Source organism: Streptomyces sp. NPDC087901 (assembly GCF_044742205.1).
GTDB lineage: Bacteria > Actinomycetota > Actinomycetes > Streptomycetales > Streptomycetaceae > Streptomyces.
On sequence record NZ_JBIUUC010000018.1, the window covers coordinates 112,383 to 134,547 of the forward strand.

23 protein-coding genes are annotated in these 22,165 nt (G+C 69.5%); 6 read left to right on the forward strand and 17 right to left on the reverse strand.

What is annotated here, in order from left to right:
• The first annotated feature begins 419 nt into the window (after positions 1–419).
• From ACIOEW_RS36595 to ACIOEW_RS36620, 6 genes are all read left to right on the forward strand, one after another.
• Entirely contained in the window at positions 420–2,078 is a 1,659-nt protein-coding gene (locus tag ACIOEW_RS36595; RefSeq protein WP_401969543.1) for a DUF2637 domain-containing protein, read from the forward strand.
• Between the two features lie 268 nt (positions 2,079–2,346).
• Positions 2,347–2,601 (forward strand): hypothetical protein, encoded by a 255-nt coding sequence (locus ACIOEW_RS36600; RefSeq protein ID WP_401969455.1) that lies wholly within the window; start codon positions 2,347–2,349, stop codon positions 2,599–2,601.
• A 440-nt stretch (positions 2,602–3,041) separates the two neighbouring features.
• Positions 3,042–3,308, forward strand: a complete 267-nt coding sequence (locus tag ACIOEW_RS36605) for a hypothetical protein (protein ID WP_401969457.1) — start codon at positions 3,042–3,044, stop codon at positions 3,306–3,308.
• A gap of 175 nt (positions 3,309–3,483) precedes the next feature.
• Positions 3,484–4,734 carry a helix-turn-helix domain-containing protein gene (locus ACIOEW_RS36610; protein ID WP_401969459.1) on the forward strand — a complete coding sequence of 417 codons (1,251 nt, stop codon included), beginning with the start codon at positions 3,484–3,486 and terminating at the stop codon, positions 4,732–4,734.
• Positions 4,735–4,830: 96 nt separating this feature from the next.
• Complete coding sequence (locus ACIOEW_RS36615; RefSeq protein ID WP_401969460.1) at positions 4,831–5,046, forward strand: hypothetical protein; 216 nt, start codon at positions 4,831–4,833, stop codon at positions 5,044–5,046.
• A complete protein-coding gene (locus ACIOEW_RS36620; RefSeq protein WP_401969461.1) occupies positions 5,046–5,309 on the forward strand; it encodes a hypothetical protein in 264 nt (87 codons plus the stop codon). Before ACIOEW_RS36615 ends, ACIOEW_RS36620 begins: the two co-directional genes overlap by 1 nt.
• Before the next feature lie 232 nt (positions 5,310–5,541).
• Here the strand turns inward: ACIOEW_RS36620 and ACIOEW_RS36625 are convergent, their stop codons facing one another.
• From ACIOEW_RS36625 to ACIOEW_RS36705, 17 genes are all read right to left on the reverse strand, one after another.
• Positions 5,542–8,964: a LysM peptidoglycan-binding domain-containing protein gene (locus tag ACIOEW_RS36625; protein WP_401969463.1), complete on the reverse strand. Its 3,423-nt coding sequence runs from the start codon at positions 8,962–8,964 to the stop codon at positions 5,542–5,544.
• 6 nt (positions 8,965–8,970) lie between these two features.
• Positions 8,971–9,426, reverse strand: coding sequence for a TadE/TadG family type IV pilus assembly protein (locus tag ACIOEW_RS36630; protein ID WP_401969464.1), 456 nt, complete (start codon positions 9,424–9,426; stop codon positions 8,971–8,973).
• Positions 9,423–9,815: a TadE/TadG family type IV pilus assembly protein gene (locus ACIOEW_RS36635; protein WP_401969466.1), complete on the reverse strand. Its 393-nt coding sequence runs from the start codon at positions 9,813–9,815 to the stop codon at positions 9,423–9,425. Before ACIOEW_RS36635 ends, ACIOEW_RS36630 begins: the two co-directional genes overlap by 4 nt.
• 62 nt (positions 9,816–9,877) lie before the next feature.
• A complete protein-coding gene (locus ACIOEW_RS36640; protein WP_401969468.1) occupies positions 9,878–10,291 on the reverse strand; it encodes a TadE/TadG family type IV pilus assembly protein in 414 nt (137 codons plus the stop codon).
• A 44-nt stretch (positions 10,292–10,335) separates the two neighbouring features.
• The gene (locus ACIOEW_RS36645) at positions 10,336–10,524 is read right to left on the reverse strand and encodes a hypothetical protein (RefSeq protein WP_311308082.1); all 189 of its coding nucleotides are present in this window, start codon (positions 10,522–10,524) and stop codon (positions 10,336–10,338) included.
• A gap of 17 nt (positions 10,525–10,541) precedes the next feature.
• Entirely contained in the window at positions 10,542–11,435 is an 894-nt protein-coding gene (locus ACIOEW_RS36650) for a type II secretion system F family protein (protein WP_401969470.1), read from the reverse strand.
• Entirely contained in the window at positions 11,432–12,406 is a 975-nt protein-coding gene (locus tag ACIOEW_RS36655) for a type II secretion system F family protein (protein WP_401969472.1), read from the reverse strand. The genes ACIOEW_RS36650 and ACIOEW_RS36655 overlap by 4 nt, the downstream gene beginning before the upstream one ends.
• Positions 12,403–13,950: a CpaF family protein gene (locus ACIOEW_RS36660; protein ID WP_401969475.1), complete on the reverse strand. Its 1,548-nt coding sequence runs from the start codon at positions 13,948–13,950 to the stop codon at positions 12,403–12,405. The genes ACIOEW_RS36655 and ACIOEW_RS36660 overlap by 4 nt, the downstream gene beginning before the upstream one ends.
• Positions 13,943–14,818, reverse strand: coding sequence for a MinD/ParA family protein (locus ACIOEW_RS36665; RefSeq protein WP_401969477.1), 876 nt, complete (start codon positions 14,816–14,818; stop codon positions 13,943–13,945). The genes ACIOEW_RS36660 and ACIOEW_RS36665 overlap by 8 nt, the downstream gene beginning before the upstream one ends.
• Positions 14,819–14,820: 2 nt before the next feature.
• Complete coding sequence (locus tag ACIOEW_RS36670) at positions 14,821–15,510, reverse strand: SAF domain-containing protein (RefSeq protein WP_401969479.1); 690 nt, start codon at positions 15,508–15,510, stop codon at positions 14,821–14,823.
• 36 nt (positions 15,511–15,546) lie between these two features.
• Positions 15,547–16,380, reverse strand: a complete 834-nt coding sequence (locus ACIOEW_RS36675; protein WP_401969481.1) for an ATP/GTP-binding protein — start codon at positions 16,378–16,380, stop codon at positions 15,547–15,549.
• A gap of 29 nt (positions 16,381–16,409) precedes the next feature.
• The gene (locus ACIOEW_RS36680) at positions 16,410–16,862 is read right to left on the reverse strand and encodes a secreted protein/lipoprotein (protein WP_401969482.1); all 453 of its coding nucleotides are present in this window, start codon (positions 16,860–16,862) and stop codon (positions 16,410–16,412) included.
• 475 nt (positions 16,863–17,337) lie between these two features.
• On the reverse strand, positions 17,338–18,291 hold the full coding sequence (locus tag ACIOEW_RS36685) for a replication-relaxation family protein (protein WP_401969484.1): 954 nt from the start codon (positions 18,289–18,291) through the stop codon (positions 17,338–17,340).
• Positions 18,291–20,564, reverse strand: a complete 2,274-nt coding sequence (locus ACIOEW_RS36690) for a hypothetical protein (RefSeq protein WP_401969487.1) — start codon at positions 20,562–20,564, stop codon at positions 18,291–18,293. Before ACIOEW_RS36690 ends, ACIOEW_RS36685 begins: the two co-directional genes overlap by 1 nt.
• A complete protein-coding gene (locus ACIOEW_RS36695; RefSeq protein ID WP_401969489.1) occupies positions 20,561–21,052 on the reverse strand; it encodes a hypothetical protein in 492 nt (163 codons plus the stop codon). Before ACIOEW_RS36695 ends, ACIOEW_RS36690 begins: the two co-directional genes overlap by 4 nt.
• Positions 21,052–21,318: a hypothetical protein gene (locus ACIOEW_RS36700; protein WP_401969490.1), complete on the reverse strand. Its 267-nt coding sequence runs from the start codon at positions 21,316–21,318 to the stop codon at positions 21,052–21,054. The genes ACIOEW_RS36695 and ACIOEW_RS36700 overlap by 1 nt, the downstream gene beginning before the upstream one ends.
• A 385-nt stretch (positions 21,319–21,703) precedes the next feature.
• Positions 21,704–22,033, reverse strand: coding sequence for a DUF6233 domain-containing protein (locus tag ACIOEW_RS36705; RefSeq protein WP_401969492.1), 330 nt, complete (start codon positions 22,031–22,033; stop codon positions 21,704–21,706).
• Positions 22,034–22,165 lie beyond the last annotated feature (132 nt).

Consider the following 22,165-nt stretch of genomic DNA (forward strand, 5'->3'; position numbering starts at 1 on the left):
CCCTTTCTGCTTGCCGGACGGATGCGAACGCGCAGAAGCGGGAGCGCCCTACTTCTCGCCTACCTGCGCAGAGCGAACCGGGCGGTGGCCTTTCCTTCCCAGGGGCTTTGCCCCGGGAGTCCGCTCGGAGGGTTGCAGCGCTCGCCGTAACCACTGTGTTCTGACGGAATCACAGCGGATTCAGAAGACGTCGTCCGAGGCGATAGCCAATGATCCGGCCGGGGCATCAAACCGGAGGCTGCGTCCGGAACTTCGTCAGGAACGATCCTAAGCGCGGACCCGTTTCGCGGCCGACGACATACTTCGGTGAGAAGTCGACGCAGCGCCGGATTCAAAACGGCACGGCCAGTCCGTTGGCGATCCGCGATGAGCAACATCGAGCACGCAGCGCTGATCCATCGTGAGAGTGTGATCGGATGATGCAGTTGACGCGTACGCACCGGATACTCGTCGGGCTCGTGGTCGCCGGTGCGGTGCTCATCGCAGCGATCGGTTTCGCGGGCTCGTACGCGGCCGTGCGTGAACTCGCCGAACAGAGGGGCTTCGGGAGCTTCTCGGTCGTCTTCCCGATCGGCATCGACGCCGGTATCTGCGTCCTGCTCGCGCTGGACCTGCTGCTGACCTGGCTGCGCATCCCGTTCCCGCTGCTGCGCCAGACGGCCTGGCTGCTGACCGCCGCGACGATCGCGTTCAACGGCGCCGCAGCCTGGCTCGACCCGCTCGGGGTCGGTATGCACGCCGTGATCCCGGTGCTGTTCGTCGTCTCCGTCGAGGCCGCCCGCCACGCGGTGGGCCGGATCGCCGACATCACGGCCGACAAGCACATGGAGGGCGTCCGCCTCACCCGCTGGCTGCTCTCGCCCGTGCCGACGTTCCGGCTGTGGCGGCGGATGAAGCTGTGGGAGCTGCGGTCGTACGAGCAGGTCATCAAGCTCGAACAGGACCGGCTGATCTACCAGGCCCGCCTCCAGGCGCGCTTCGGCCGCAGCTGGCGCCGCAAGGCCCCCGTCGAGTCCCTGATGCCGCTCCGCCTCGCCAAGTACGGCGTCCCGCTGGCCGAAACCGGCCCGGCCGGACTCGCCGCCGCAGGCATCGAACCGTCCCTCCTGCCCCCCGCCCCGGCCCCCGGCCTAGTGGCCGTCGAAGCGCCCCAGGCCCAGCAACCCGAGCTCGTGGGAGCCCGTCAGCACGTCCTGGCCGCAGGGGAGTCGGACCAGGTTGCAGCGTCGCCAGCCGAGCCGGCGCCCCCGATAGTCTGGGAGGGCACCGAGTCCTCCGTCGAGGGGGACCAGCCGGCGTTGCCCGACATCGACTACAACGACGCGGTCCTGGGCTATCACAATCAGTTCGGGGAGCTGCCGAACGCAAGGCAGTTCGGGCTGTTCCTCGCGCAGTACGGGGTCTTCGACCCCCTCACGGGCGGGGTGCTCCCGGAGGGGCAGCTCCGTCCCGTCCTGCATGACTTCAAGGTGACGCGTCATTCGGAGATTGTTTCCGAGGGGGCCGAGGACCTGAGCGAAGCCGTCGCAGAGCAGGAAGCTCTCGACCTGGACGAAGATGCTGGCCTCCGCAGTGGGGGAGCTGACGCTGCGATGGGCGGTTCATTCGAGGGCCGGTCCGTCACCGCGGTGTCCTTGCCGGAGCCGACGGCGGCACCGCAGTCGGAGAGTGTGCCGGTTCTGGAGCCGGCCGCGCTGACGGGCGAGGCCGGCGACGGTGGGGGAGTGCCGCAGCGGACCGTGCTCGATGTGCCAGCACCGCGGTCCCCGGAAGCGCCCGCTGGGGATCCAGGTGCCTGGGATGCCGCGGTCACTGACACTGGCGCAGCCGCTGCTCTGGTGCCCGCGCAGCAGAGCGACGAGCCCGTCCTGGACCCGGTTGAGCAGCAGGTCGTGACCGTCGTGAGGTGGCTGACCGAGGCGGAAGAGACCGGCGGCAGGCTTACCGGAGCCGAGGTCGCTCGCCGGCTGAGTCTGTCCCCGAAAACGGGCCAGAGGCGCGTGAACGCCGCTGCCGAACGTCTTGAAGCGGAGCGCCGGCAGCAGGGCCGTGCACATCTTCGGTCGGTCAACCGCTGACCGATCCGCCGCTCGCACGTGGCCGATGACCGTGACCGGTCATCGGCCACGGCCATGTCGGTCTCCTGTTGTTGGACGTGACTGGCCGCCAAGTGACCAATGCCCGTGACCGATTTAGTGACCGGTGACCGACGAATGCGGTGACTGATCTGGTGACCGTGACCGGTGACCGATCGGTCCGACGTCGGTCACCGGTCATGGCCGATGCCGGTACTTCGGTCACCTCCCGGCCTGACCGGTCACCCAGTCTCGGGAACGGTGTGGACGCATGGCCGGACCTGAGCACCAGGTCTTCGTGGGGGCTTGCCTGGGGTTGCGCCGCTGGGTCAGGGGGCCCAGTTGGTCACCATGGGCATCTCTGTGCGCCGACGCCGGTGTCCAGGCCGCAGTGGCCGACGGGCACGTGACCGATCAGCTGGCCGACGACGTCGCGGACGTGGCCGAAGCCGTGACCGATGTCTGGGCGCGCACCCTTGGTCCCGCGCTGCTGCTGGCCGCGCTCCGCCTGGTCGGCCATACCTGAGCATCGAGGTGACCGAGGCCGTGACCGGTAGGTGTGTCCGGTGCGCCACTGAGGTCGTGAGCGATCTGTTCGTGATCGGTGGGGCCGAATCGGTCGCCGGTCACGGTTGCCGTTGCGGGTATCCCGTGGCCTGGCCGCTGTCTGGCCTTGCATCTTCGGATACCGGGAGGGAGGAAGGGACTTGAGGGGCTTCTGCGCATCGGTATAGCGGTGTCGGTGGAGAGGGCTCTGGCCTGCGAGCTTCTGGCTGGGTCAGTGATCGGGTCAGCGGCTGGGTCGGCTTTTGGGTCAGGCGCGTCGCGATGTCTGTTGGAGAGACGGAGGCGACAGCATGGGACGGTTGGCGCCCAGGGGGAACTGGCGGGGCCGGGACGCGCAGGACGACAGTCCAACTTCAAGTGCAACTTGAAGTTGGGTGGTGGGCATGTCATCCTCGTGTCATGAGCAAACCGGATTTTGCAGCGCTTCGGAAACGAGTCGAGAAGGCGGAGAAGATTGCCGACGGCCACAGGGCCGAGTGGTATGAGGCTGCCATCACCGAAGCCATGACCTCGACCGAGTACGGCCACGTCTCAGCCGTTGCTCGGGAGGCGGGCATCAACGTTCAGCACCTCCGCGACCTCATCAACAAGGCCCACCCCGGATGGCTGGCCCAAGCATCCGAGGAGCGCGAAGCCGTCAAGTCAAAGCGGAAGAAGACGGCGTGATGGCTGCGGCTGGCATCGCATCCCTGGGGGAGCCGGTGCTGTGATGATTGTCAGACCCCAAGGCCGGTAGTGGGGTGGGCGCTTGCCCGCGTTCGGGATCACCTGACGGTGCACACAGAAAGGGCCTTGCCCCATACGCTGACAGTGACGAGCTGTTCAGAGAGGGGCAAAGGCCATGCCGGAAGACGCTACCCCGGACCCGTACGGCGACCCGATCGCATTCGGACAACGCATGCAGATCCTCCGTACGAAGCGGGGCATGTCCCGGCCAGTGGCTGCCGGGCTGTTGGGCATGTCGGCCTCGTGGGTGAAGCAGGTCGAGCGAGGGGAGATCGGCATGCCCAGGCTCCCCGTCGTGCTGCGGATCGCTGAACTGCTGCGCGTCCGTAACCTCTGCGACCTGACCGGCGACCAGACCGCACCCGTCAACCTGTTCATCGGGCCGGGACACTCCCGGCTGCCGGCAGTGCGGGACGCGGTGAACGCGCTGACCCTCGGTGGGGACCGGCAAGCACAGTCGGCCGAGCACGTAGCGGCCCGGCTGTCGAAGGCGTGGCTGGCCCGGCACAAGGCGGCGAACCACCGAGAGGTCCTCGGAGAGTTGCTGCCCGATCTGATCCGGGACGCGCAGTTGACGGTGCGGCAGGCGGACACGGCTGCGGAGCGGCGGGCTGGGCAGGCCGTCCTGTCCGAGGTGTACAGCCTCAGCCAGTTCTTCGTGGCATACCAGCCGGACAGCGCCTTGCTGTGGCGGGTGGCCGAGCGCGGCATGGTGGCGGCGCAGGAGTCCGAGGACCCGCACGCGATCGGTGTCGCGGCGTGGCTGGCCGCACAGGCGCACCGGGATTCGGGTCCGTCACACTTTGACGCGGCGGATGCCATGACGATGGAGGCGCTCGGCTACCTCGAACGCTTCCTGCCCGACGCGGATGACCGGACCGTGGCTATCGCCGGCGCGTTGCAGTTCGAGGCCGGATACACCGCGGCCCGGCGCGGCGAGTCCGGTACGGCGTGGGGCTGGTGGGACAAGGCGCAGACCACGGCGCGCCACCTGGGGCCCGGCTACTACCACCCGATCACCTCGTTCTCGCAGGCCATCATGGGCGCCCACGCCGTGACCGTGGCAGTGGAGCTCAGGGCCGGCGGGGAGTCGGTGCGTCAGGCCGTGGCCGCGGATGCGGTAGCGATCCCGTCGAGGCCGCGGCTGGCCCGACACCGCATCGAGGAGGCCCGCGCGTACCAGCTGGACGGACAGGCCGAAACGGCGCTCGCGACCCTGGCAAAGGCGCACGAAGCCGCCCCGGAGACGATCAAGTACAACGGCTACGCCCGGCGGATCGTGCTGGAAGAGACGGAGTCGAAGGTGCCCGCCCACCGGCAGCGCGCCGCCGCGCTCGCCGACCAGTTGGGCCTGCTCGCCGCATAGTTCGAACCTTTGAACGAGGGGCAGGAATCCTGCCCCTCGTTCGCTGCGCCCGCCCGTACCGTCACAGAACTACCGACGAGACGACCCGGGGACGCCATGACCGTGAGGGAATTACCGCCAGTCAGAGACCTCACCGAGCAGCAGCAGCGGGGCTGGCGCTGCGTTTGGTGCCGCTACCCCCTCACGGTCGGTGCGGACATCGACCTAGTTGAGCAGCGCAGCCAGGCGGTCAACGGGGCCGCGTACTCGTGGTTCCCCCGCGCCTGCCGCGACACCACCGCCTGCGCCGGCCGTGAAGCGGGGATGGGCTGATGGCTGTCCGATCTGTGATCCGTCTCGCGGACTGGGCGATCGGCCCGGACCGCACCCCCGGCGCTTCGGCCCCCGTGTACGAGGTCGAGTGCACCACCTGCCTGGAGACTTCCGACGCGTACGAGGGGCCGACATCGCCCGAGGACTGGGCGCTGGCCCACGCCGGACGTAACCCGAGCCACCGCAGCTACCGGGCGATCATCACGTCATTCCTCCGCGTCACCCCGGCCCCGGGCAACCCGCTTTGTCAGGAGGCGCCGTGAGGGATGCGCCTGTGGCCACGATCTCCGGCTAATGCTGGAATCAGAACCCCACCGCGGCGGGGCGCTGCGTCCTGAACCCGGGCCATCTTGGTCCGCACTACGACTGGTTCGCGCGCCCGTCGTCGGACCGGCCGGGTGTCGAGTGGCCGCAGGAGCGAGCGGGGCCCAGCAGAAGGCCCCCACCGAGCTGATCAAGGTGGGGGCTCTTCACATGGACCAAGGGACGTCCGGCTTACAGCACGCGCAGGACCTGCTCGGTCTCCTCGTCCATGGAGGAGCCCAGCTCCAGAAGCAGTTCGTCGAGCTGCCGGATCGACGATTCGAGCGCGGCTTCCTCGCCGAGGAGAGACAGCGCCCGGAACTTGTGGCGCCACAAGCACTCCATCTCCCGCGCGACAGTCAGGCCGCGGGTCGCTGCCCACAGGGCGTTACGTGCGTCGCCGCGCTCCAGGTACCCCTCGGCGAGTTCGTCGGCGGCATCGACGATTGCGGAGACCATTTCCTGGGCCAGGGATTCTGCCCACGCGTATCGGCGTGAGGGGATGCCGGAGAAGGGCCGGCCGTGAACGAGCTCCAGCGCCCGGTGCAGCAGCAGTTTGCTGCCCGGGCCGTCGACGGTCCGGCTGGCGTGGACGAGTTCCTGGAACTGGCTCCAGTCGCAGTCCACGCCCGCAAGGCGGTAGAGCTTGTCGGGCTGGGCGCTCACGTGGGGCAGGTGTTTGTTTCCTTGGTCGTCCGTACCGAGCCACCGGCGGACGTCTCCGAGGCGGGTGTTGCGCGTATCGCGGGTGACGAGTCCGCCGGGTGCGAGGACCTCGTCGAGCTGATGGTGGTTCGCCCCGGGGTGAACCACCAGCCAGGCCGTCATCTCCAGCGCGAGGGTCCGCCGGTTGGACTTGATGGTGCCGCGGGCGCCGAGGAGATCGACGGTCCCGAGGAGCTGCACCAGCGGGCGGTCCGGGCTGTCGGACTTGCCGGGCTGCTCGGGAAGCGGGAGAGCCGTGTCGAGCGCGGGCGTGACGTCTTGAGGGCCGGTGGGTGCGGGGATCCGCGAGCTGACCCGGGGAGCAGGGCTGGACAGCGCCGGCAGTACAGGCGTTCCGGGCGACTGCGATGCAGTGGGCAGCGGTTCCGGTCCGGGCGCGATCTCCTTGCCGACGGGCGAAGCTGTTGCCTGCTCCTCTGTGTCAGTGTCAGGTTCGTCGTCCAGGTCGGCGAATGCGGCCATCAGCCCAGGCTTACGGACCGCGCGGGCATCGTCGCTTGCGGGAGGCGTCTGCGATTTCGGGAGGGGCACGGAGGTGGAGCCGTGGCTTTCCACTGGCTCCGCCGCCGGGGCTGGCTCGTGCACGGGGGCGGGTACGTCGCCGGGTGCGTCAGCGGTGAGTGCGACATCCAGGATGTCGGCGTACTCGGCATCGGAGCACACCGACAGCACGACACGAACCGATGTGCCCGGAACGGTGATGTGCGGCAGATCGGTGTCCACCGACCATGCCCTGTCGGCGCCCTCCGGAACGGCGGTGCTGCTCGTGACCACGGCCACCGCTGACCGCAGCTGCTGACCCAGCACCTCCCACAGGGCTGTCTGCGCTCCCTCGGGAGCAGGGCAGGAATCCAGATCTGCCACGACGACCAGCGGCCACAGATCTCCCACCTCTGCCCCGTGAACCGACGACAGGCCGTCCCCGTCACCGAGCCCGTCCAGGGCCCGCTGCTGCTCCGCGTGATGAGCTTGCAGGGCCCGTACAGCATCGGTCAGGTCCGGGTACGGGGTGACCCGGTCGCTGTCCAGGATCGCCAGCCCGGGCGCGGTGTCCTCTCCGGCGACCGCGATGTCGAGCTGCTCGGCGAGCGGTGAGAGCGCCAGCGTCAGCGCGAGGGTTCGCAGGACTTCATTGCGCAGCCCGCCGGTGAGGTGGAGCGCGCGGATGTGTTCGAGGTCGACGAGCACGATCGCGCCCTGGTCGTCCTCGCCCAGCGCGAGCAGTCCCGGATAGGGCGGGTCGACCTCCCGGCTCTCATCGGGGGACAGCAACTCCCCGGAATCCGCAGGGCACCACCACACCGTGCTCTGCGACGGGTCAGAGGTGAACGGGGCGACCGCCGGGGCGGGGGAGCCAAGGTGCAGCCGGACCCCCTCGGTGCCGAGCTGCACCGCGGCCAGAGTGGGCAGCGGCCGGCTCTCCTCGGCGAGGACGGCGGCTGCGGTCCGCAGCGCACGGTCCAGCACCGCCAGCTCCGTGCCGGCGTCCGCGCTGCGCAGCGCGATTTCTGTGAGGGCGGTCCGGTCGGTGGGCATCGGGATCCGGCGTCCGCGAGGTCGGCGGCGCTGCTGCAGGATCCGCCGGGTGGCCAGGGTGCCCACGAGTCCGGCGGCCAGGACTCCGGTGGCTCCCAGACCGATCATGCCGGCCCGCATCCCGGTCGTCGTTTGATGGTCCTCTGTGGCGGAGACGGCCGACGGCGTCGGATTGCCGGGCGTCGGCGTCTGGGCGGCGGGTGCGGGCGTCACGGTGGGGGAGGGCGACGCCGTGCGGCTGGGGGAGGGTGCGGCGGTTGACGGTGATTCGGTGTCCGGGGCCGATTGCGACGGCGATGGAGTGTCCGCCTTGGACGGCGTTGAACCCTCGTGATCGCCGTGGGTGGGCGCCTTCTCGGCAGAGCCGGAATCGGAGCCGGGGTGCTCCACGTCTGGGTCGGTTCCGGTGTGCTGGGCGCTGCCGGGCAGCGCGAGTTCCTGGCCCGGATAGATCCGGTCGGGATCGTCGAAGACCTGCCCGTACGGCTGCTGTGTGCCCTTGTTCGCGTCGTACAGCTCGGGCCACCGGTCCCCGTCACCGAGTTTGTCCTCGGCGATCTTTGACAGATAGTCGCCCGGCCGGACGGTGTACGACGTCTGAGATTCGGCTGCGTTGTCCGGTGTCCCGGCCGTGGGGCCTGCTGCCTTGGCGGCGGGGGAGGAGGCTTGCGCGGTGTCGGCTGCAGCGGGACGCCGTGCGTCGGCGGGCAGCGTGATGATCGCGCCCTTGGGCAGGTACTGGTCGCCGGCGGCGAGTTCGGGGATGTCGGGGTTGAGAGCGGCAATGTCCTTCCACCGGGGACCGCTGCCGAGATACGTCTGCGCGAGCTCCCACGGTGACTCCGTGACCGAGGTGACGGTGTGCCGTAGTTCGGCCCCGTCCGGGCGTGTGCTCTCGTGCTTCGCCGAGACGCCTGCAGCGTCCTGTCCGGCGGTGTGCGTCGCGGTCGCGGTTGCGGCGACTGCGGGAGTGACCGTGGCGGCGGAGGCGACGGTCGGGGCGAGCAGCACGATCCCACCGATCAGCGCGCCGGCGAGGGACTGCATCCCGCCCAGACCTCTGATGCGCGGTGCGGAGCGGCGGCGCAGCACGGCCACGATCTCCACCAGGACGGAGAACGCGAACGCCGCCCACGCCACCCAGCCGATACAGGTCAGGACCACGAGGAACAGCGACCCGTCATCCTGCTGGGTCAGCAGATCCAGGCCGCCGGAAAGCTCAGCCGGCTGGTGGCCCAACTTGAGCAGCAGATACGGCACGCCGCCGACCAGGGCCGCCAGGAGGGCCAGGCCGAGCAGTGCCCGCAACAGGGCGCCGACGGCGCGCAGCGGGGCGGGGGTTCGGTGGGCCATGGGGGATCAGCCTCCAGCTTGGGTCTGCAGATGGGCCGTGGCAGTGCCGGTGACGTTGATCTTTGCCATGCCGATGACTTGGGCGAAGTGGGTGGTGTAGCTGTCGTGCACGGTGACGTGGAGCGTCTGGCCGTTGTCGCTGATGCTGACGTCGCCTTGGACGTTCGCGGCGGCGAGGTAGTCCTGGGCTGCGCCGATGGCGGCGTCCGGGTCGATGGTGATGGCGGTGCCCTCGATGGCCTGGGCGGGATCGAGTTGCTGTCCGGCAGTGCGGGCGGCCTCCTGGGCGAGGGAGGTGGCTCGGTTGCCGGCGTTCAGGGCGCCGCCGCCGTCGACCAGGAGTCCCATCACCATCAGGATGGCGATCGTCGTCAGGGCGAAGAACACTGACATGGAGCCGCGGTCACGCCAGCTCAGCGCCGTGTACCGCACGGCCGCCCGCTGGCGGAGTCGGCGGATCATTGGCGCCCCCGGTAGGTGTCGATCGGGCTGGTCCACGATGCGCGGAGGGTCTTGCCGCCGGGCAGTCCGGGCAGACCGATGTCGGACAGGTCCGCGGTACAGGCGATCGTCGCCGTGACGGTGGCGTCGGCCCCGATATCGAGCGAGTAGCCCGCGGTGTCCACCGTCACGCTGGACGTTCGGCACGTGATGCCCTCTCCCTCCAGACTGCGCGAGGCCGCGGCCTGGGCCTTGTTCTGGGCGCTGCCGGCGTCGCGTTCCAGGGAGGCGGCGCGGGCCGCGGCATGGGCGGCGGAGTCCACGGCACCCTCGGCATCGATCACCCGGCCGAACGCCACCATCAGCAGCAGCAACGTGATCATCACTGGGGCGAGAACCGCAGTTTCCACGGCGTAACTGCCCCGGTCACCACGCAGAGCAGACAGCGCTCGTCGGTGTTGCGTGCGGGCGGTCACGGGGTGGTCCAGCGCTCGACGGGGGCGTCGGCGTACTGACTGACGTGCAGCTCCAGCCCGGGTACGAGGGTGGCGACGCTGCCGCTCACGGTGATGCGGACCTCTTCGGCGGAACTGCCCGCCGAGGACACGCTCGCGCCTCGGACGCTCCCCCCAAAACGGGCAAGGAAGGCCTGCGCCTCGGCAACACCGTCACCCTCGCCGGAGCCGAAAGCCCGCCCTGCCTCGACTCCATGGCGTGCCGCGGACTGGGCCACCTTGCGGGCATGGAAGTACAGGCCGACCTGGATGGTGGTGAAGACCAGGCCCAGCACCACCAGGGCCAGCACCGCGAATTCGACGCTCGCGAACCCGCGGTCGCCGCGTCGCCTCGCGAATGCCCGCCTGTATCTGCGTAGCCGGGTTCTCACGCCTGCCCTCCCCTTCCCTTTGGACTTCCTGTCGCGGTCTTGCGTCAGCCGCCGCTGATGATGCCGACCTTCTCGGCCACCTTCGTCTTGATGGCCAGGGCGACTCCGGCGGCCACGACGATGACGACGGCGGTGATTACGGCGACCTCGGTGGTGCCCTGGCCTTCGTCTCGGGCGGTCTTCAGCCGGTGCCAGTGGGCTTTGAGTAGCAGGGTGAGCGCTTCGATGTTCACGGTCTATTTCCTCCGGATCAGCTGACGAGAATGGTGAAAGTGAGGGGGATCATGACGAAGACGAGCATGAGGACGACGCCGAACGTGACGGGCAGGACCATGGCCGCCGAGGCCTCGTTGGCCTGCGCCTTGGCATCGGACAGCATCGCGATCCGGAGCTGCCTCGCCTGGGCCTGCAGGGTTGCGTAAACGGCTGCGCCGTCACCTGCCAGGGCCAGAGTGTCCGCGGGGCGGGTGAGTTCGGGAATGTCGAGCTCGTCACCGAGCTGCTTCAGGGCGTCCCACACGGTGACTCCGGCGAGGTCGGCCTGGTGGAAGATCTGCCGCATCCTGACGAAGATCCAGCCGTCGCCGACTTCCGCGGTCTCGGTCAGGGACTGGGCTGCGCCCGAGTTCGCGATCCGCGCCAGCGCGACGCGTTCCAGGTAGGAGGCTGCGGCGTGCCGGACCACGAGGCGGGCGGCTGCTGCCTTCCGGGCGACTTCCCGGCCGGGCAGGATCCAGAACAGGGCTGCCAGGGCGAGCGAGACGACGAGGGGGATGGTGAAGGAGAACGCTGCCCCGGCCAGCGCGAGGAGCGCTTGCATCAGCTGGGGGAGTAGCAGCCCGTACAGGGAGAACAGCACGCGTTTGCCCAGGTGTTCGGCCGGGCTGATCCGCAGCAGGTTCAGGTCTTTGAGCGGCAGGGCGATCCGGCCGCCGAGCTCGCCGAGCAGCCGGTTGCCGACGCGTTCGCTCAGCGAATTGGTCACCCTCGGAGCTGCGGACGGCAGCGCCGCTTGGGTTTTGGTGACGTCGAGCCGGTCCAGTACGGAGGAGAGGTCGGGCTTGGCCGGCCAGGCGGCCCGTACGGCGAGGCCGATCAGGGCGCCGGCTGCGGCTGCGGGAAGGACGGCCTGCACGGGGATCACCGAGCACCTCCACCGGTCGGGACGTTGGTGGGCAGCCCGTCCGGCCGCCGCGGTGCTGCGATACCGGGTGCGGCTGGCAGGTCGGTGGTGGGCAGCGGGGCCAGGAGGCGGGGGTCGGGCTTGGTGCGGGCGATGCGGCGCAGCCACGACAAGGTCCAGGCGAACATGACGCCGAGGACGGCCAGCACGATTTGCCCGGCCGGTGACTGGTACCAGCCCGACCAGCCCTCATTGAGCATGCACCCGACGACGACGATCGAGATGACGACCGAGACCATGCGCGAGGACTTGCGGACCTTCGCCCGGTCGGCCTCGATATCGCGGGCGTCGGCGGCCTGCTGATGGATCGTGACCGCGAGCTTCTCCAGCGCGTCGGAGAGGCCGGGCCCCTTGTACACGGCGTGGCTCTGGAACAGCAGGACCACGTGGTCGGAGACCCCGTCGGCGAGCTCGTCCGCAAACAGGGCGAACGCGGTGTGTGCCTCCACGCCCGAGCGCAGCCGCTCGGACAGGGCCCGTACGTTCGCGGCGATCGGTGCGGGGGCGTTCTTCGCCGAGGCCCGGATGGTCTGGGGCAGGCTGATTCCGGCGGTGTGGACACCGGCGAGATGGTTGAGCCACTGCCCCAGCGCTTCGAGGCGGTCGATGCGGTGCACCGCGGCGGTGCCCGGGTTCAGGATGAACGGGAATCCGAGCACGGCGGCTCCGGCGAGGAGCCCGTGCACTGGCCATCCCGTCCACGCCCACACCACCAGGGTGACGATCGCGGCCGCCATGACGAGGTGGCGCCAGCGGTGTTGCCACTTCTCCGGCAGTTCGGACCGGGCACGCTGGATTCGGTCGGTCATGCGCGAAGCGGGCTTGACCGGGTCGGGCACCCGACCGCGGAACTCACGGACGGCGGCGAGAACGGCCAGCAGGCCAAGAACGGTGCAGCAGGCTGCCACCAGGGCCAGTTGGGATGTGGTCATCGTGTGCTCACTGTCTGCAGGGGCGGGCCCCACCAGCTGTGCGGGTTCTCGGTCAGCCACTGCCTGGCGAACTTGCCGGTGCGCTCCAGCTCTCCGATGAAGGACGGCATGTTCTTGTACACCGCCCGCACTTCGGTGCCGTGCGGGGCGAACAGCTCGGAGGTGGTGGGGCGTCCGCCTTCCCCGACGACGTCGTGGATCTCGTAGATGTGCGACACGTAGCGGTGCTTCTTGCCGCCGAGCGCGGTCTCGTCCAGGTAGGTGAGGTAGACGACGACGTCGATGGAGGAGGCGATGAGATGGTGCGCGGCCTCGGTCGCCATGCCGGCCTCGGTGCAGAGCTGGACCAGCCGACTGATGATGGCGTGCGGCCGCCGGACGTGAAGGGTGCACATCGAGCCCGAGCCGCCCGCGGACATCGCCTGCAGCATCGGCACGATCTCCGTGGACCGGACCTCCCCGACAATGACGCGGGTCGCGTTGTACCGCAGCGCCGTGGCGAACATGTCGCCGATGGTGACCTCACCGGCCAGCTTGTCGCCGTGGCGCTCGCCGTTGGACTGCCGCGCCTCGAACGCATAGGTGACGGGGCCGGGCTTGGGGCCGGGCTCGTCGAGGTAGAGCTCACGGTCGGATTCGAGGGTGACCAGGCGCTCGGCCGGCGGGATCTCCCGGCCCAGCGCACGCAGCAGTGACGTCTTGCCCGCGCCCATGTCACCGACGACCAGGACGTTCATCTTGGCGTGGACACAGGAGGTGAGGAACGCTTCCAGAAGGGGGTTGATCGAGCCCCATTGGACGAGTTCGGCGATGCCGTGCTGGCGGATGCGGTGCTTTCGGATGACGACGGAGGGCCGTGTGGTGAGCAGTGAGGCGGTCACGCGGGAGCCGTCGGGCATGCGGAAGCCGACCATGGGGGTGGCCTGGGTCAGGGCCCGCTCACCGTGGCCGGACAGCCTCGCCATCCGGTTGACCCACGTGATCAGCTCTTCGTGGCTGTCGGCGACCTTCTCCACGGTGCGTCGCGGCCGGTCGTGGTACTCGACATGGGCGCGCAGACCGTCGACCATCACGTCCTCCACGCCCTCCTCGTCGAGGAGGGACTGCAGCCTGCCGCCGCGGTACATGGAATCGAAGACCGCGGCGCCGATCGCACCTTCCTGATCGGCGGTCAGCGGAGTGTTGCCGTGGGCGTGCTTGGTGGACCAGTCCGCGACCGCGGTGGTGACCAGGGCCCGGGCGAGAGCCCGGCGGTCGGGCTCGGGCAGGTGCTTGTCGGGATCTTCCTCGCTCAAAGCCTTCGATACATCGCTCTGCAGGGCCTCGATCACGTCCCAGCTCACCGGGAGCTCGCCGGGCAGTCCGGCCAGACGCGGCACAGCACCCGGACTCACCGCCGGGGCGGCGGCCGGCGGTTGCGGTGACTGGGCGGGCGCAGGGGCGCGGCGCTGACCGAGATGCCCGGACAACAGCGAAGCGAGCTCCTGGCGGCCCAGCGGGTCGGGATGCCCGTTGGCGCCGGGCCGCTGGTGGGTATCAGCCACGGCTTCCTCCACGCTGTACGGCCAGCTGCTGCAGCACACCCGCCAGCTGCGGGTTCGCAGGACGGGGCGGGTACTCCTGCTGGATCCGGCGGCGCGAGGTGGCCGCCTCGATCTGCTCGGTCGCGGTGCGAGCGTGGCGGAGTAGTGGGCTGCGGGCGTAGCCCCGCGGCGGCCGGCCCCCCAGGGTGAGGTACTGGGCGGTGTCCGTGTCCCAGGGCAGGACGCCCAGCACCGGCACCCCGTGGAGCGCGTCGCTGACCTGATGGGCCCGGTAGGTACCGCCCTCGATGAGGAGCAGACCCAGCGCGTCGGCGCCCGAGCCACGTTCCTGCAGCTCGGTGCGCAGCGGGTCGATCACGTGGCGGGCCAGGGTGAGGGACTGCTCGGTGCCTTGGACCACGAGCAGGACCAGGTCGGCCTGATGCAGCAGTGGTGCGGGAGTCAGCGTGGGATGCAGGTGCCCGGACTCCAGCGCGAGGCGCCCGGCGTCGACGAACACGTCGTATCCGGCTTCGGCGGCCAGGACGTGCAGGACATCCGACAGAGCCGGCCACGTACGGCCGAGCGCCGCCGCCTGGGCGGGGTCGGTCAGACCGGGCAGCAGCCTGCGGTGCCCGGCCTCGTCCAGCGGCCACAAGTGATTGGCGAACGCATTCGCGAGCGCATCGCGCCCCGTGCGCTCAGCGGCTGCCAGGTGGTAGAGGCCGTACCCCGCGGTGGCGCGTCCGGCCAGGAGCCCGGCACGGATGGTGCCGCCGGCCGGGTCGCACTCGGCGAGCAGCGAGGGACGTGTCGAGGCCATGGTCAGCGCGAGCGCGGACGCGGTGACGCCGCAGGACTTGGCGGAGACAAGAGTGGTTACGGGCATCGTCAGTTGCCCCGCGGTTCGCGGACCAGAGCGATGCGCCCCGTTGACGCCCTGGTCGCCAGCAGCGGCCCGTCGGTGGGGGAGACGGCGAGGTTGACCACGATCGTGCCCGAGGCGTCCGGGCGGGACACGGAGACCACGACACCGTTGATCGACGACGGAGGCGCCTCGACGCCCTTGGCGTCGGACTGCTCGCCCTGGGCCGGGGTGGTGACGGCAAGCACCTTGTCACCGGGGGCCAGGGAGCCGGCCGGGGCCTGGCCCCGCTTCACCTGCACACCCACCTGCTGCTTGTCGTCGCCCAGTCCAGTGCCGGCGGACAGCTGGGAGGCCGTCAGCAGCCCGCCCTTGCGCAGATCCACGGCGGGACGCTTTCCGACCATGCTGCCCCGGTCGGAGGCCGGGACCGGAGTGAGATGCGCATCGGCCGACACCTCCGCCACGGTGAGATCGCCATCCGTCAGCGCCTGCCCGGCCGGGACATCCCGGGCGACGGCAAGAACCCGGATGCGGTCGCTGGCCGACGTGACCGCCGCCGCCGCGCCGAGCCCGGCGACAGCCGCCAGGACGATGCAGAGCGCGACCACAGACCAACGGCGCTCCCGCTTGACCGGGGCCGTTGTGGTGATGGGGATGTCAGGGCGGGCCGGAGCGGAGGGCCGGGGCGCCGGCGGTGCGACGGGGGACTCCATGCTGTGTTGCCTCTCGGATTCTGCGAAGAGAACGTGTTAGTTGAGGACCTGGACCTCAGCGACGGTGATGTCCACGGCGCTGTCACGGATCTCGGTGAGCTGCCCGGTCTGGCCGCCGCCGGTCCAGTCGACCGTCCAGGTCGACGTCGCGGTGACGTGGTACTTCCCGGACTCGCTGGAGGAGGAGGGCTGGGTGTAGCGGTGGCCGCAGTCCGGCGACGGCCTCTTGCCGTACTCCGCCCTGTACGGCGTCCCCGCGGTCGTGCACGTGACGGCTGTACCATCCCCCATCGTCCACACGATCTTGCTGACCTTCGCAGTAGCCGTAACGGTGACAGCTCCAGCCGTGGCAGAGGCCCGGTTGGGCCCATACGTCGCGGCTCCCCTGCCGGTCCACATGTAGACCGGCATGCCGACCACTCCCTTGCCGCCCGGCTTCGGAGTGATACCGATCCGCGGGCCCTTCAGCAGCATCTTGTCCACGGCCTGCTGGGCCACGACGGCAGGATCAACCTGGGCCGCGGGAGGATCGGCCGCCCAGACCAGTTGGGTAATAGCGTTATCGGTCCTTCCGGGGGCGCACGTCTTTTCGTAGACCGCACCATCACCCGGTTCATGGCCGTCCCACTCCACGCTTCCGGACGGAGGCTGCGGCTCGGCCAGCTTGTATGTGCAGGGCATGCCGATGACGGGACCATTGCTCTGGTTCCCTGCCTTGTCCACCTCAGGACGGCCGGCGGGCTTGGTGCCTTCGGACGTGCCTGGGTCGTCAGCTTCCACACACACGAAGAGCCCGCAGCCGTCCACTCCGGTGCCCGTGCCGTCTGCGGCCCGGGCACCACTGGGGAACGCGAGAACTGCCAGAACCATGGTCGTGACAGCGGCAGCGGGCCGGTGGCTCAGCATTTCTTCCCCCGGGGTTCGTCGCTGATGACCCTCCAGCCCTCCGGCCACCGTTCGACGGTGGACACGATGACGTACTTGGTCAGCCGCTTCGGAGGAAGGGCTACCGGCTTCTTGGTGGTGCTGTCGATGACTTGCCAGTGCGAGATGTCCAGGCAGCTGGAAATCTTCGCGTTGGGGATCTTTCTGTTGATGTCGACACTGGTCACGGTAGGGCTGCCGACAGTGACTTGGCCGGAGATCACGTGTCCCTTGTCATGCATGCTTTTGGCATCCGACTCGGCGTTCTTCAACGCTGCGCCTGCGGCGTACTGCTTCAGGTCTGTGTTCTTCGCGTTGACGTCCGCGTAGAGGCGTTCCATTGCTTGCCAATACTTCTGGTACGTGGCGACGGCTTCGGTCTTGGTCGTTTCGGTAGGGTCTGCTGGCTTGCTCGGGGTCTGCTTCACTGAAGCAGACGGTGGAGGGGCCACTTTCGGGTCATTTCCTTTATCGGAGCTGCACCCGGTTGCGGTCGTGAGTGTGCAAGCGGCGACGAGCAGGGCTACCGAACCCACGCGGTTTCGTTTGCGAATGTCCGAGTTCCTCAGTCGCACTGACTGCGTCACTGTGCCTCCCCATGTGTATGCCACGGTGCCCCGACCTGCGGCGCGCGTTGCGAGTGGCAGCATGCGCGAGGCGTGGTCCAGAAGAAACCGTGCGGTCTGGTTCCATATGCTACGCAAAGTTCGACCAACTTCCCATCCTGTTCATCCAGTTCATGGCTATGGCGTGCGCCGCAAATCGCCACAATTTCGCTTGGCGGGAATCCGGTGTCAGGGATTCCGCGTTCCGCGTGCGACCCGGTGCGAAAGTTGAACGCAGAACGGCGCGGCTAAAGGGGCCGGTTTTGTCGACTCGTCGGCAATTGTGGGGTATTCCGATTCACTTGCTCGCTCCCGGTTCGTCATGCGACGTCAGTAGTGCGTCGGTGGGCTCGGCGTTGTCCAGCACCGGCGTGAAGATGGGTGCGAAAGGGCCGTGTCTGTCAAGGAGTTCGGCGGTGGTGATCCCGGCACGCAGCTGGCTTCCCTGCGCGATGCGGGGGTCGGCGGAGGCCAGCGCTTGCAGGTCCTCGGCCCGGCGTCTCAGAACCCGGTCAGACGCTCCGGACAGGACGATCAGGAGTCGCGGGAACGCGGGATATCGCTCGCGCCATGCCTCTCGGGTGCTTGCTTGTTGACGGCGTCCCGTCGGCTGCGGTGTGTAGGAGGCGTAGCGGGCGTACGTACCGAACTTCCGGCCCAGCCGGGCCACCTGCATCGTGGCCCGGTCGATTTCGAGGAAGAACGTCAGGAGCTGGCGCCGGCCTTCCGCTGTGGTGCGGGTGTAGCGCAGCACCGCGTCCGGGACGAGGAACGCGTCGTCGCCAAGGCGGCTGTCGCCATCGCGGACGCGGTGCGCGAGCTCCGGCTCCCAGTCCAGCGGCCCGCACTCATCCCCGAGACGGCCGGCCCACTCGGAGAACGCGATACCGGTGTCGACCACTGCGAGGGTGTGTTCCTGGAGCTGGGAGGCGGCTGCTCTGGGGCTGATGCGATACGCCCGAGCGGTCACCTCGTCGCTGGCCTCCACGACCTCGTAGCCCAACGGGGTGAGGTACCAGAGCAGCTCGCAGGGTCCCATCCGGCCGATGCGCCGGTCGGTGGACTCAGCGAGTCCCATCGCGCGCAGGTAGCCGAGCTGGCGCAGCAGGTAGACCGGGCGCCGGGTGTGCGGAGTCAGGAGCCGGTGGAGTTGGCCGGTGGCGATGAGCCGGTGCTGGTACAGGATCGGCAGCAGCTGCTGTCCGATGCGGGACAGACCGGCCGTGCGGGCCTGGGGGGCGGCAAGGGACATCAGGCGACCTCGCTCCGGCCGGTGGTCCGGGCCGACCCGGCAGGGGTGCGGCGGGTGAGATGGGCGAGCAGCAGGTCGTCCAGACCCGGGAGCCGGCCGTCGTCCCCATCGAGGACGCGCAGGATCTCGCCGACGGGCCTGCGCCTCAGGCTGTGGTCGATCGCGGCGTCCAGGGCGGGCAGGAGGTCGGGGCGGCGGTAGTCGGCCAGGACCTGATGGACCGCGACACCCCGCACCCGGAAGGGAGAAGACCGCTCCCCGTGCAGCATCGTTGACACCACGTACTGGTACTTCGCGAGCTGTTCCAGCACCGCCGGCGCGACACCGGCCAGCCGCTTGGTGACGAAGGCGGCTTCATCGCTGTCCGCCCCGCTGGCGGACAGCAGGGACTGGTTCTGCATCAAGGCCTGCCGGGTTTCCTCTGACAGTCGCATCGCCATCTGTGTGAGACCCATCAGCCGCAGCTCGTACTTCCGCAGCTGTTCCAGGATCGCGGCCACATATCCGCGTGAGGCGCCGTCGATGGCGGTCAGCTCGTCCGCGAACGCGAACATGGCTTCCAGGTCCTCGGGAGGCACTCCCTCGCGGGACAGCCCGGCCAGGAACAGGTCGAACAGCAGCAGGCTCGTGATGATCTGGTCGCCGCCCCCGGTGCCCGAGCAGCGCAGCAGCACGATCTTGTTCTGATCCATCGCGCGCCGCACGTTGTAGCTGGAGCGGGGCTGTCCGAGGAAGGCCCGCAGGGAATCGGAGGTCTCCAGCTGCTCCAGCATCTGCGTCACGACCGGCACCGCATTCCCCTCGTACTTCGGGAACGTTTGCTGCCAGAACCGCGACAGCCGCCGCGGAAGCCGCTTCAGGATCTGAGCCCGCCACTGCTCATCCGTGAGCAGCCGTGTGATCGAGAACAGGGTGGGCTGCAGGTCTGGCCGGCCCTGCTCGCACATCAGCAGCGCCAGATGGGCCAGGACTTGCACGGCGTGGGACAGGATCGCCCTCGCCCGCGGTGCCCGGTCGCCCCAGCCCTGAGCCGAGGCGAGGCCGCCGACGACGGCGCCCACCACGTCCTGCACTTGTGTGGCGTTCCGCCCCTCCATGGACAGCGGGTTCCACGCCCCGATCCGTGCCGCCGGATCCTTCACGCTCACATCAATGAGCTGCACGCGGTGGGCGATGGCCGGGTGCGTCAGGTACGGCAACGCCCGCTGGACCGCCGCACCGTGCGGATCCAGGAACCACACCCCGAACCCCGCATACGCCAGCGTCAGCGCCTGGAGCAGAGCCTGTTCCGACTTCCCGAACCCCGACCGCCCCAGGCTCGCGCCGAACAGCACATCCTCCTGCGGGACAGCCCCCAGCCGCACCCGCCCGTCCGCACCGGTCACCAGCCCCAGCGGCACCACACCCCGCTGCCCGGTCCACTCCGGCAGCCGCGACGGCGCCGCCGGCACCACCCCTCCGGTGCGCACCACGTTCGTCGGCGTGCAGTGCACCGACGGCGGCTTGAGCAGCGCGGCAATCTCCCGAGAGGTCACCCACTGACGACGCGACGGCGCGAACTCACCCGACGCGAAACGCCGCTCGAAACTCCTGCGGCGCCACCACACACTGCTGTACGGACGCCACGCCCCCACCCGCGGTCCCACCGGACGCCACCAGTTCTCACCCGACCACGCATCCATCACCGCCATCACCTGATGCAGCAAACCCTGCGCCTGCGCCGGATGAGCAGCAACCGTCCGCACCATCACCTGCACCGCGAACACCTGGGTATCCGCGCCCGGCAGGAACTTCCCCACCCCCTCGGCCAGATCCGACGACCGGGAAGCCCGCCCCGATGTCCGGCCCTGCCGGCCACGCGAACCACCCCCGTCCAGGCCAGCGAACACCTGGGACCAAATTCCCGCGCCCGCCCCCGTCCGCTCCGCGCCGGCCAACTGCTCGCCGAACGCTGACGGGCCACGCTGCTGTGCACGCCGTACCAGCCGGCGCCGCCACCGCGCCACCCGTCGCCCGGCCACCGGCACCAGATCCACGACGAGCTCAACGTGCTCGCCGCGCTCACGGTCCGCATGAGCGCACGCGGCGGCCATCAGCTGCAGAGGGTCCGGATCCAGGCCGGCGGCCGTCAGCTGACGATGGTCGGGCCGGGCCAGGACCAGCTCCGCCCGCGCCACGTACAACCGGCCCCCGACCTCTTCCGCCTCAACGTCCGTACGCTCATCCACGCCGACGCCCTCGGCGCTCGAAGCCTTCTCCAGCCGGATCGTCACGCGTCCTCATCTCCATCGTGATCGTCCCCGCCGAGCGGCGGCACACCGTCGAACCGGATCCGAGGCACCTCATGACGCACCCTGGGATCCACGACATCGACATCGGGATACGACCGGAGCCTGAGCAGCGCCGCCGCCCGTCCGGGACCCTCCAGCCGGTACGAGAGCCGGCCCTCGTCACTGGACAGCCGGATCCGCACCCCCACCGCCCGCTCCGGCGCCCACCCCACGACCGCCGGAACCCTCGCGAGCCGCGCCGCGTGCCGCTCGATCTCCTCCAGCGACGGATCGAAGCCCGCAGCCGGGACCAGAGCGACAACCGACCGATCCAGCAACATGGCCCGAGCCCGCCGCAGCCACCACCACCGCGCACACCCCCAGACGCACACCGCAGCCGCCATCCCGACCAGCACCCACCACCGGACACCCCACAGCGCCTCCGGCAGCCAGCCCGGATCAAGCTCACCGACAGGCGAGAGCTGCCCCATCACAGCCGCCACCCGCGACGCCGGACCCGGGGATCTATCCCACACACCAGGTCAGCCAGAGCGAGCCACGCCCAGCGTGCACTCACCGCTCCCAGTGCCGCGGCCAGGACCGGCACCGCCGGCCAGCCCCACCGCTCGTTGACCGCCTCGGCAGCCGGGTCGCCCAGTCCCCAGGGAAGGTTGTGCAGATCCCCGCCCCACCACCATCCGCGGATGAACCCGACCACGAACACCACCGCGACAAGCCACCCGCACAGGCTGATCATCGTCTCGACATCCGAATCCAGGCGACTGCGCCGTGCTTCATTCCGGAACTCTGTGGTGTGCCGTGTCATACGCACCTCCCGCACCGGGCAGCTCTGTTGCCGCCTCTCACCCACACAAGGAGTCCGCCGGCCCGAAACGTGACAGCCAAGCCGCCAGCAATTTCCGAGCACCGCCTGCCCAACGTGGTGCCCAGCGCGTGGCGTCAGGCCGCCGATGACCGCGACCGCATGTGCCACGCTGTACCCGACCGGCGGTGGCCCCGCCTCGAAGGTCGATGCCCCCTCCGGGGTGCCAACGACAAGAACACCCCCGCCCAGCCGTCAGGGCCAAGCGGGGGTGCTGCTGCTTGTGGGGTGATCCCCCGCGCCTGGAATGCGCCGGGGGCTACTCGCTCGCCAGCCCAGTCTCCGGCCGGCAGATCTCGCATGCCTCGATATCGGGCTCGGCCAGCGCGATCAACGCCTCTTCCCGGTTGAGGAACCCCATCGTCGTCTCGTACAGGGAGCACCCGCCGTGGTGCAGCATCGCCGTCGTCCCTGCACGCTGCGGCTGGATCTTCCATGACATCTCAGCCCGGGCCCGCTCCCGCGCCCGCTGCTCCTGCTCGGCCTTGACCTCCAGCTCCCGCACCCGATTCTTGGCCTGGCGCAGCTGGTACTCCAGCCAGTCGACGAGCGCCCGGTTCTTGTCCAGGTCGGAGATCTCGCCAAACACGGCTACGCCTTGGCCGGCTCGTGGGCGTGCTTCAGTGCCATACGGGCCGCGACCGCGTCGTCGTCAAGGGTGGCCCAGAACGGGTGGTTGAACACCGCGGCGGACAGCTCCAGCACCCGGGCCCGAAACCGG

Bases quoted from the DNA above. Each gene is read 5' to 3' on its own strand.
- ACIOEW_RS36625 (WP_401969463.1), bottom strand. From the start codon at position 8,964: ATGGCCCACCGAACCCCCGCCCCGCTGCGCGCCGTCGGCGCCCTGTTG.
- ACIOEW_RS36655 (WP_401969472.1), bottom strand. From the start codon at position 12,406: ATGACCACATCCCAACTGGCCCTGGTGGCAGCCTGCTGCACCGTTCTT.
- ACIOEW_RS36665 (WP_401969477.1), bottom strand. From the start codon at position 14,818: ATGCCCGTAACCACTCTTGTCTCCGCCAAGTCCTGCGGCGTCACCGCG.
- ACIOEW_RS36700 (WP_401969490.1), bottom strand. From the start codon at position 21,318: ATGATCAGCCTGTGCGGGTGGCTTGTCGCGGTGGTGTTCGTGGTCGGG.
- ACIOEW_RS36605 (WP_401969457.1), top strand. From the start codon at position 3,042: ATGAGCAAACCGGATTTTGCAGCGCTTCGGAAACGAGTCGAGAAGGCG.
- ACIOEW_RS36615 (WP_401969460.1), top strand. From the start codon at position 4,831: ATGACCGTGAGGGAATTACCGCCAGTCAGAGACCTCACCGAGCAGCAG.
- ACIOEW_RS36595 (WP_401969543.1), top strand. From the start codon at position 420: ATGCAGTTGACGCGTACGCACCGGATACTCGTCGGGCTCGTGGTCGCC.
- ACIOEW_RS36675 (WP_401969481.1), bottom strand. From the start codon at position 16,380: ATGGTTCTGGCAGTTCTCGCGTTCCCCAGTGGTGCCCGGGCCGCAGAC.
- ACIOEW_RS36630 (WP_401969464.1), bottom strand. From the start codon at position 9,426: ATGATCCGCCGACTCCGCCAGCGGGCGGCCGTGCGGTACACGGCGCTG.
- ACIOEW_RS36685 (WP_401969484.1), bottom strand. From the start codon at position 18,291: ATGTCCCTTGCCGCCCCCCAGGCCCGCACGGCCGGTCTGTCCCGCATC.
- ACIOEW_RS36620 (WP_401969461.1), top strand. From the start codon at position 5,046: ATGGCTGTCCGATCTGTGATCCGTCTCGCGGACTGGGCGATCGGCCCG.
- ACIOEW_RS36600 (WP_401969455.1), top strand. From the start codon at position 2,347: ATGGCCGGACCTGAGCACCAGGTCTTCGTGGGGGCTTGCCTGGGGTTG.
- ACIOEW_RS36670 (WP_401969479.1), bottom strand. From the start codon at position 15,510: ATGGAGTCCCCCGTCGCACCGCCGGCGCCCCGGCCCTCCGCTCCGGCC.
- ACIOEW_RS36610 (WP_401969459.1), top strand. From the start codon at position 3,484: ATGCCGGAAGACGCTACCCCGGACCCGTACGGCGACCCGATCGCATTC.
- ACIOEW_RS36695 (WP_401969489.1), bottom strand. From the start codon at position 21,052: ATGGGGCAGCTCTCGCCTGTCGGTGAGCTTGATCCGGGCTGGCTGCCG.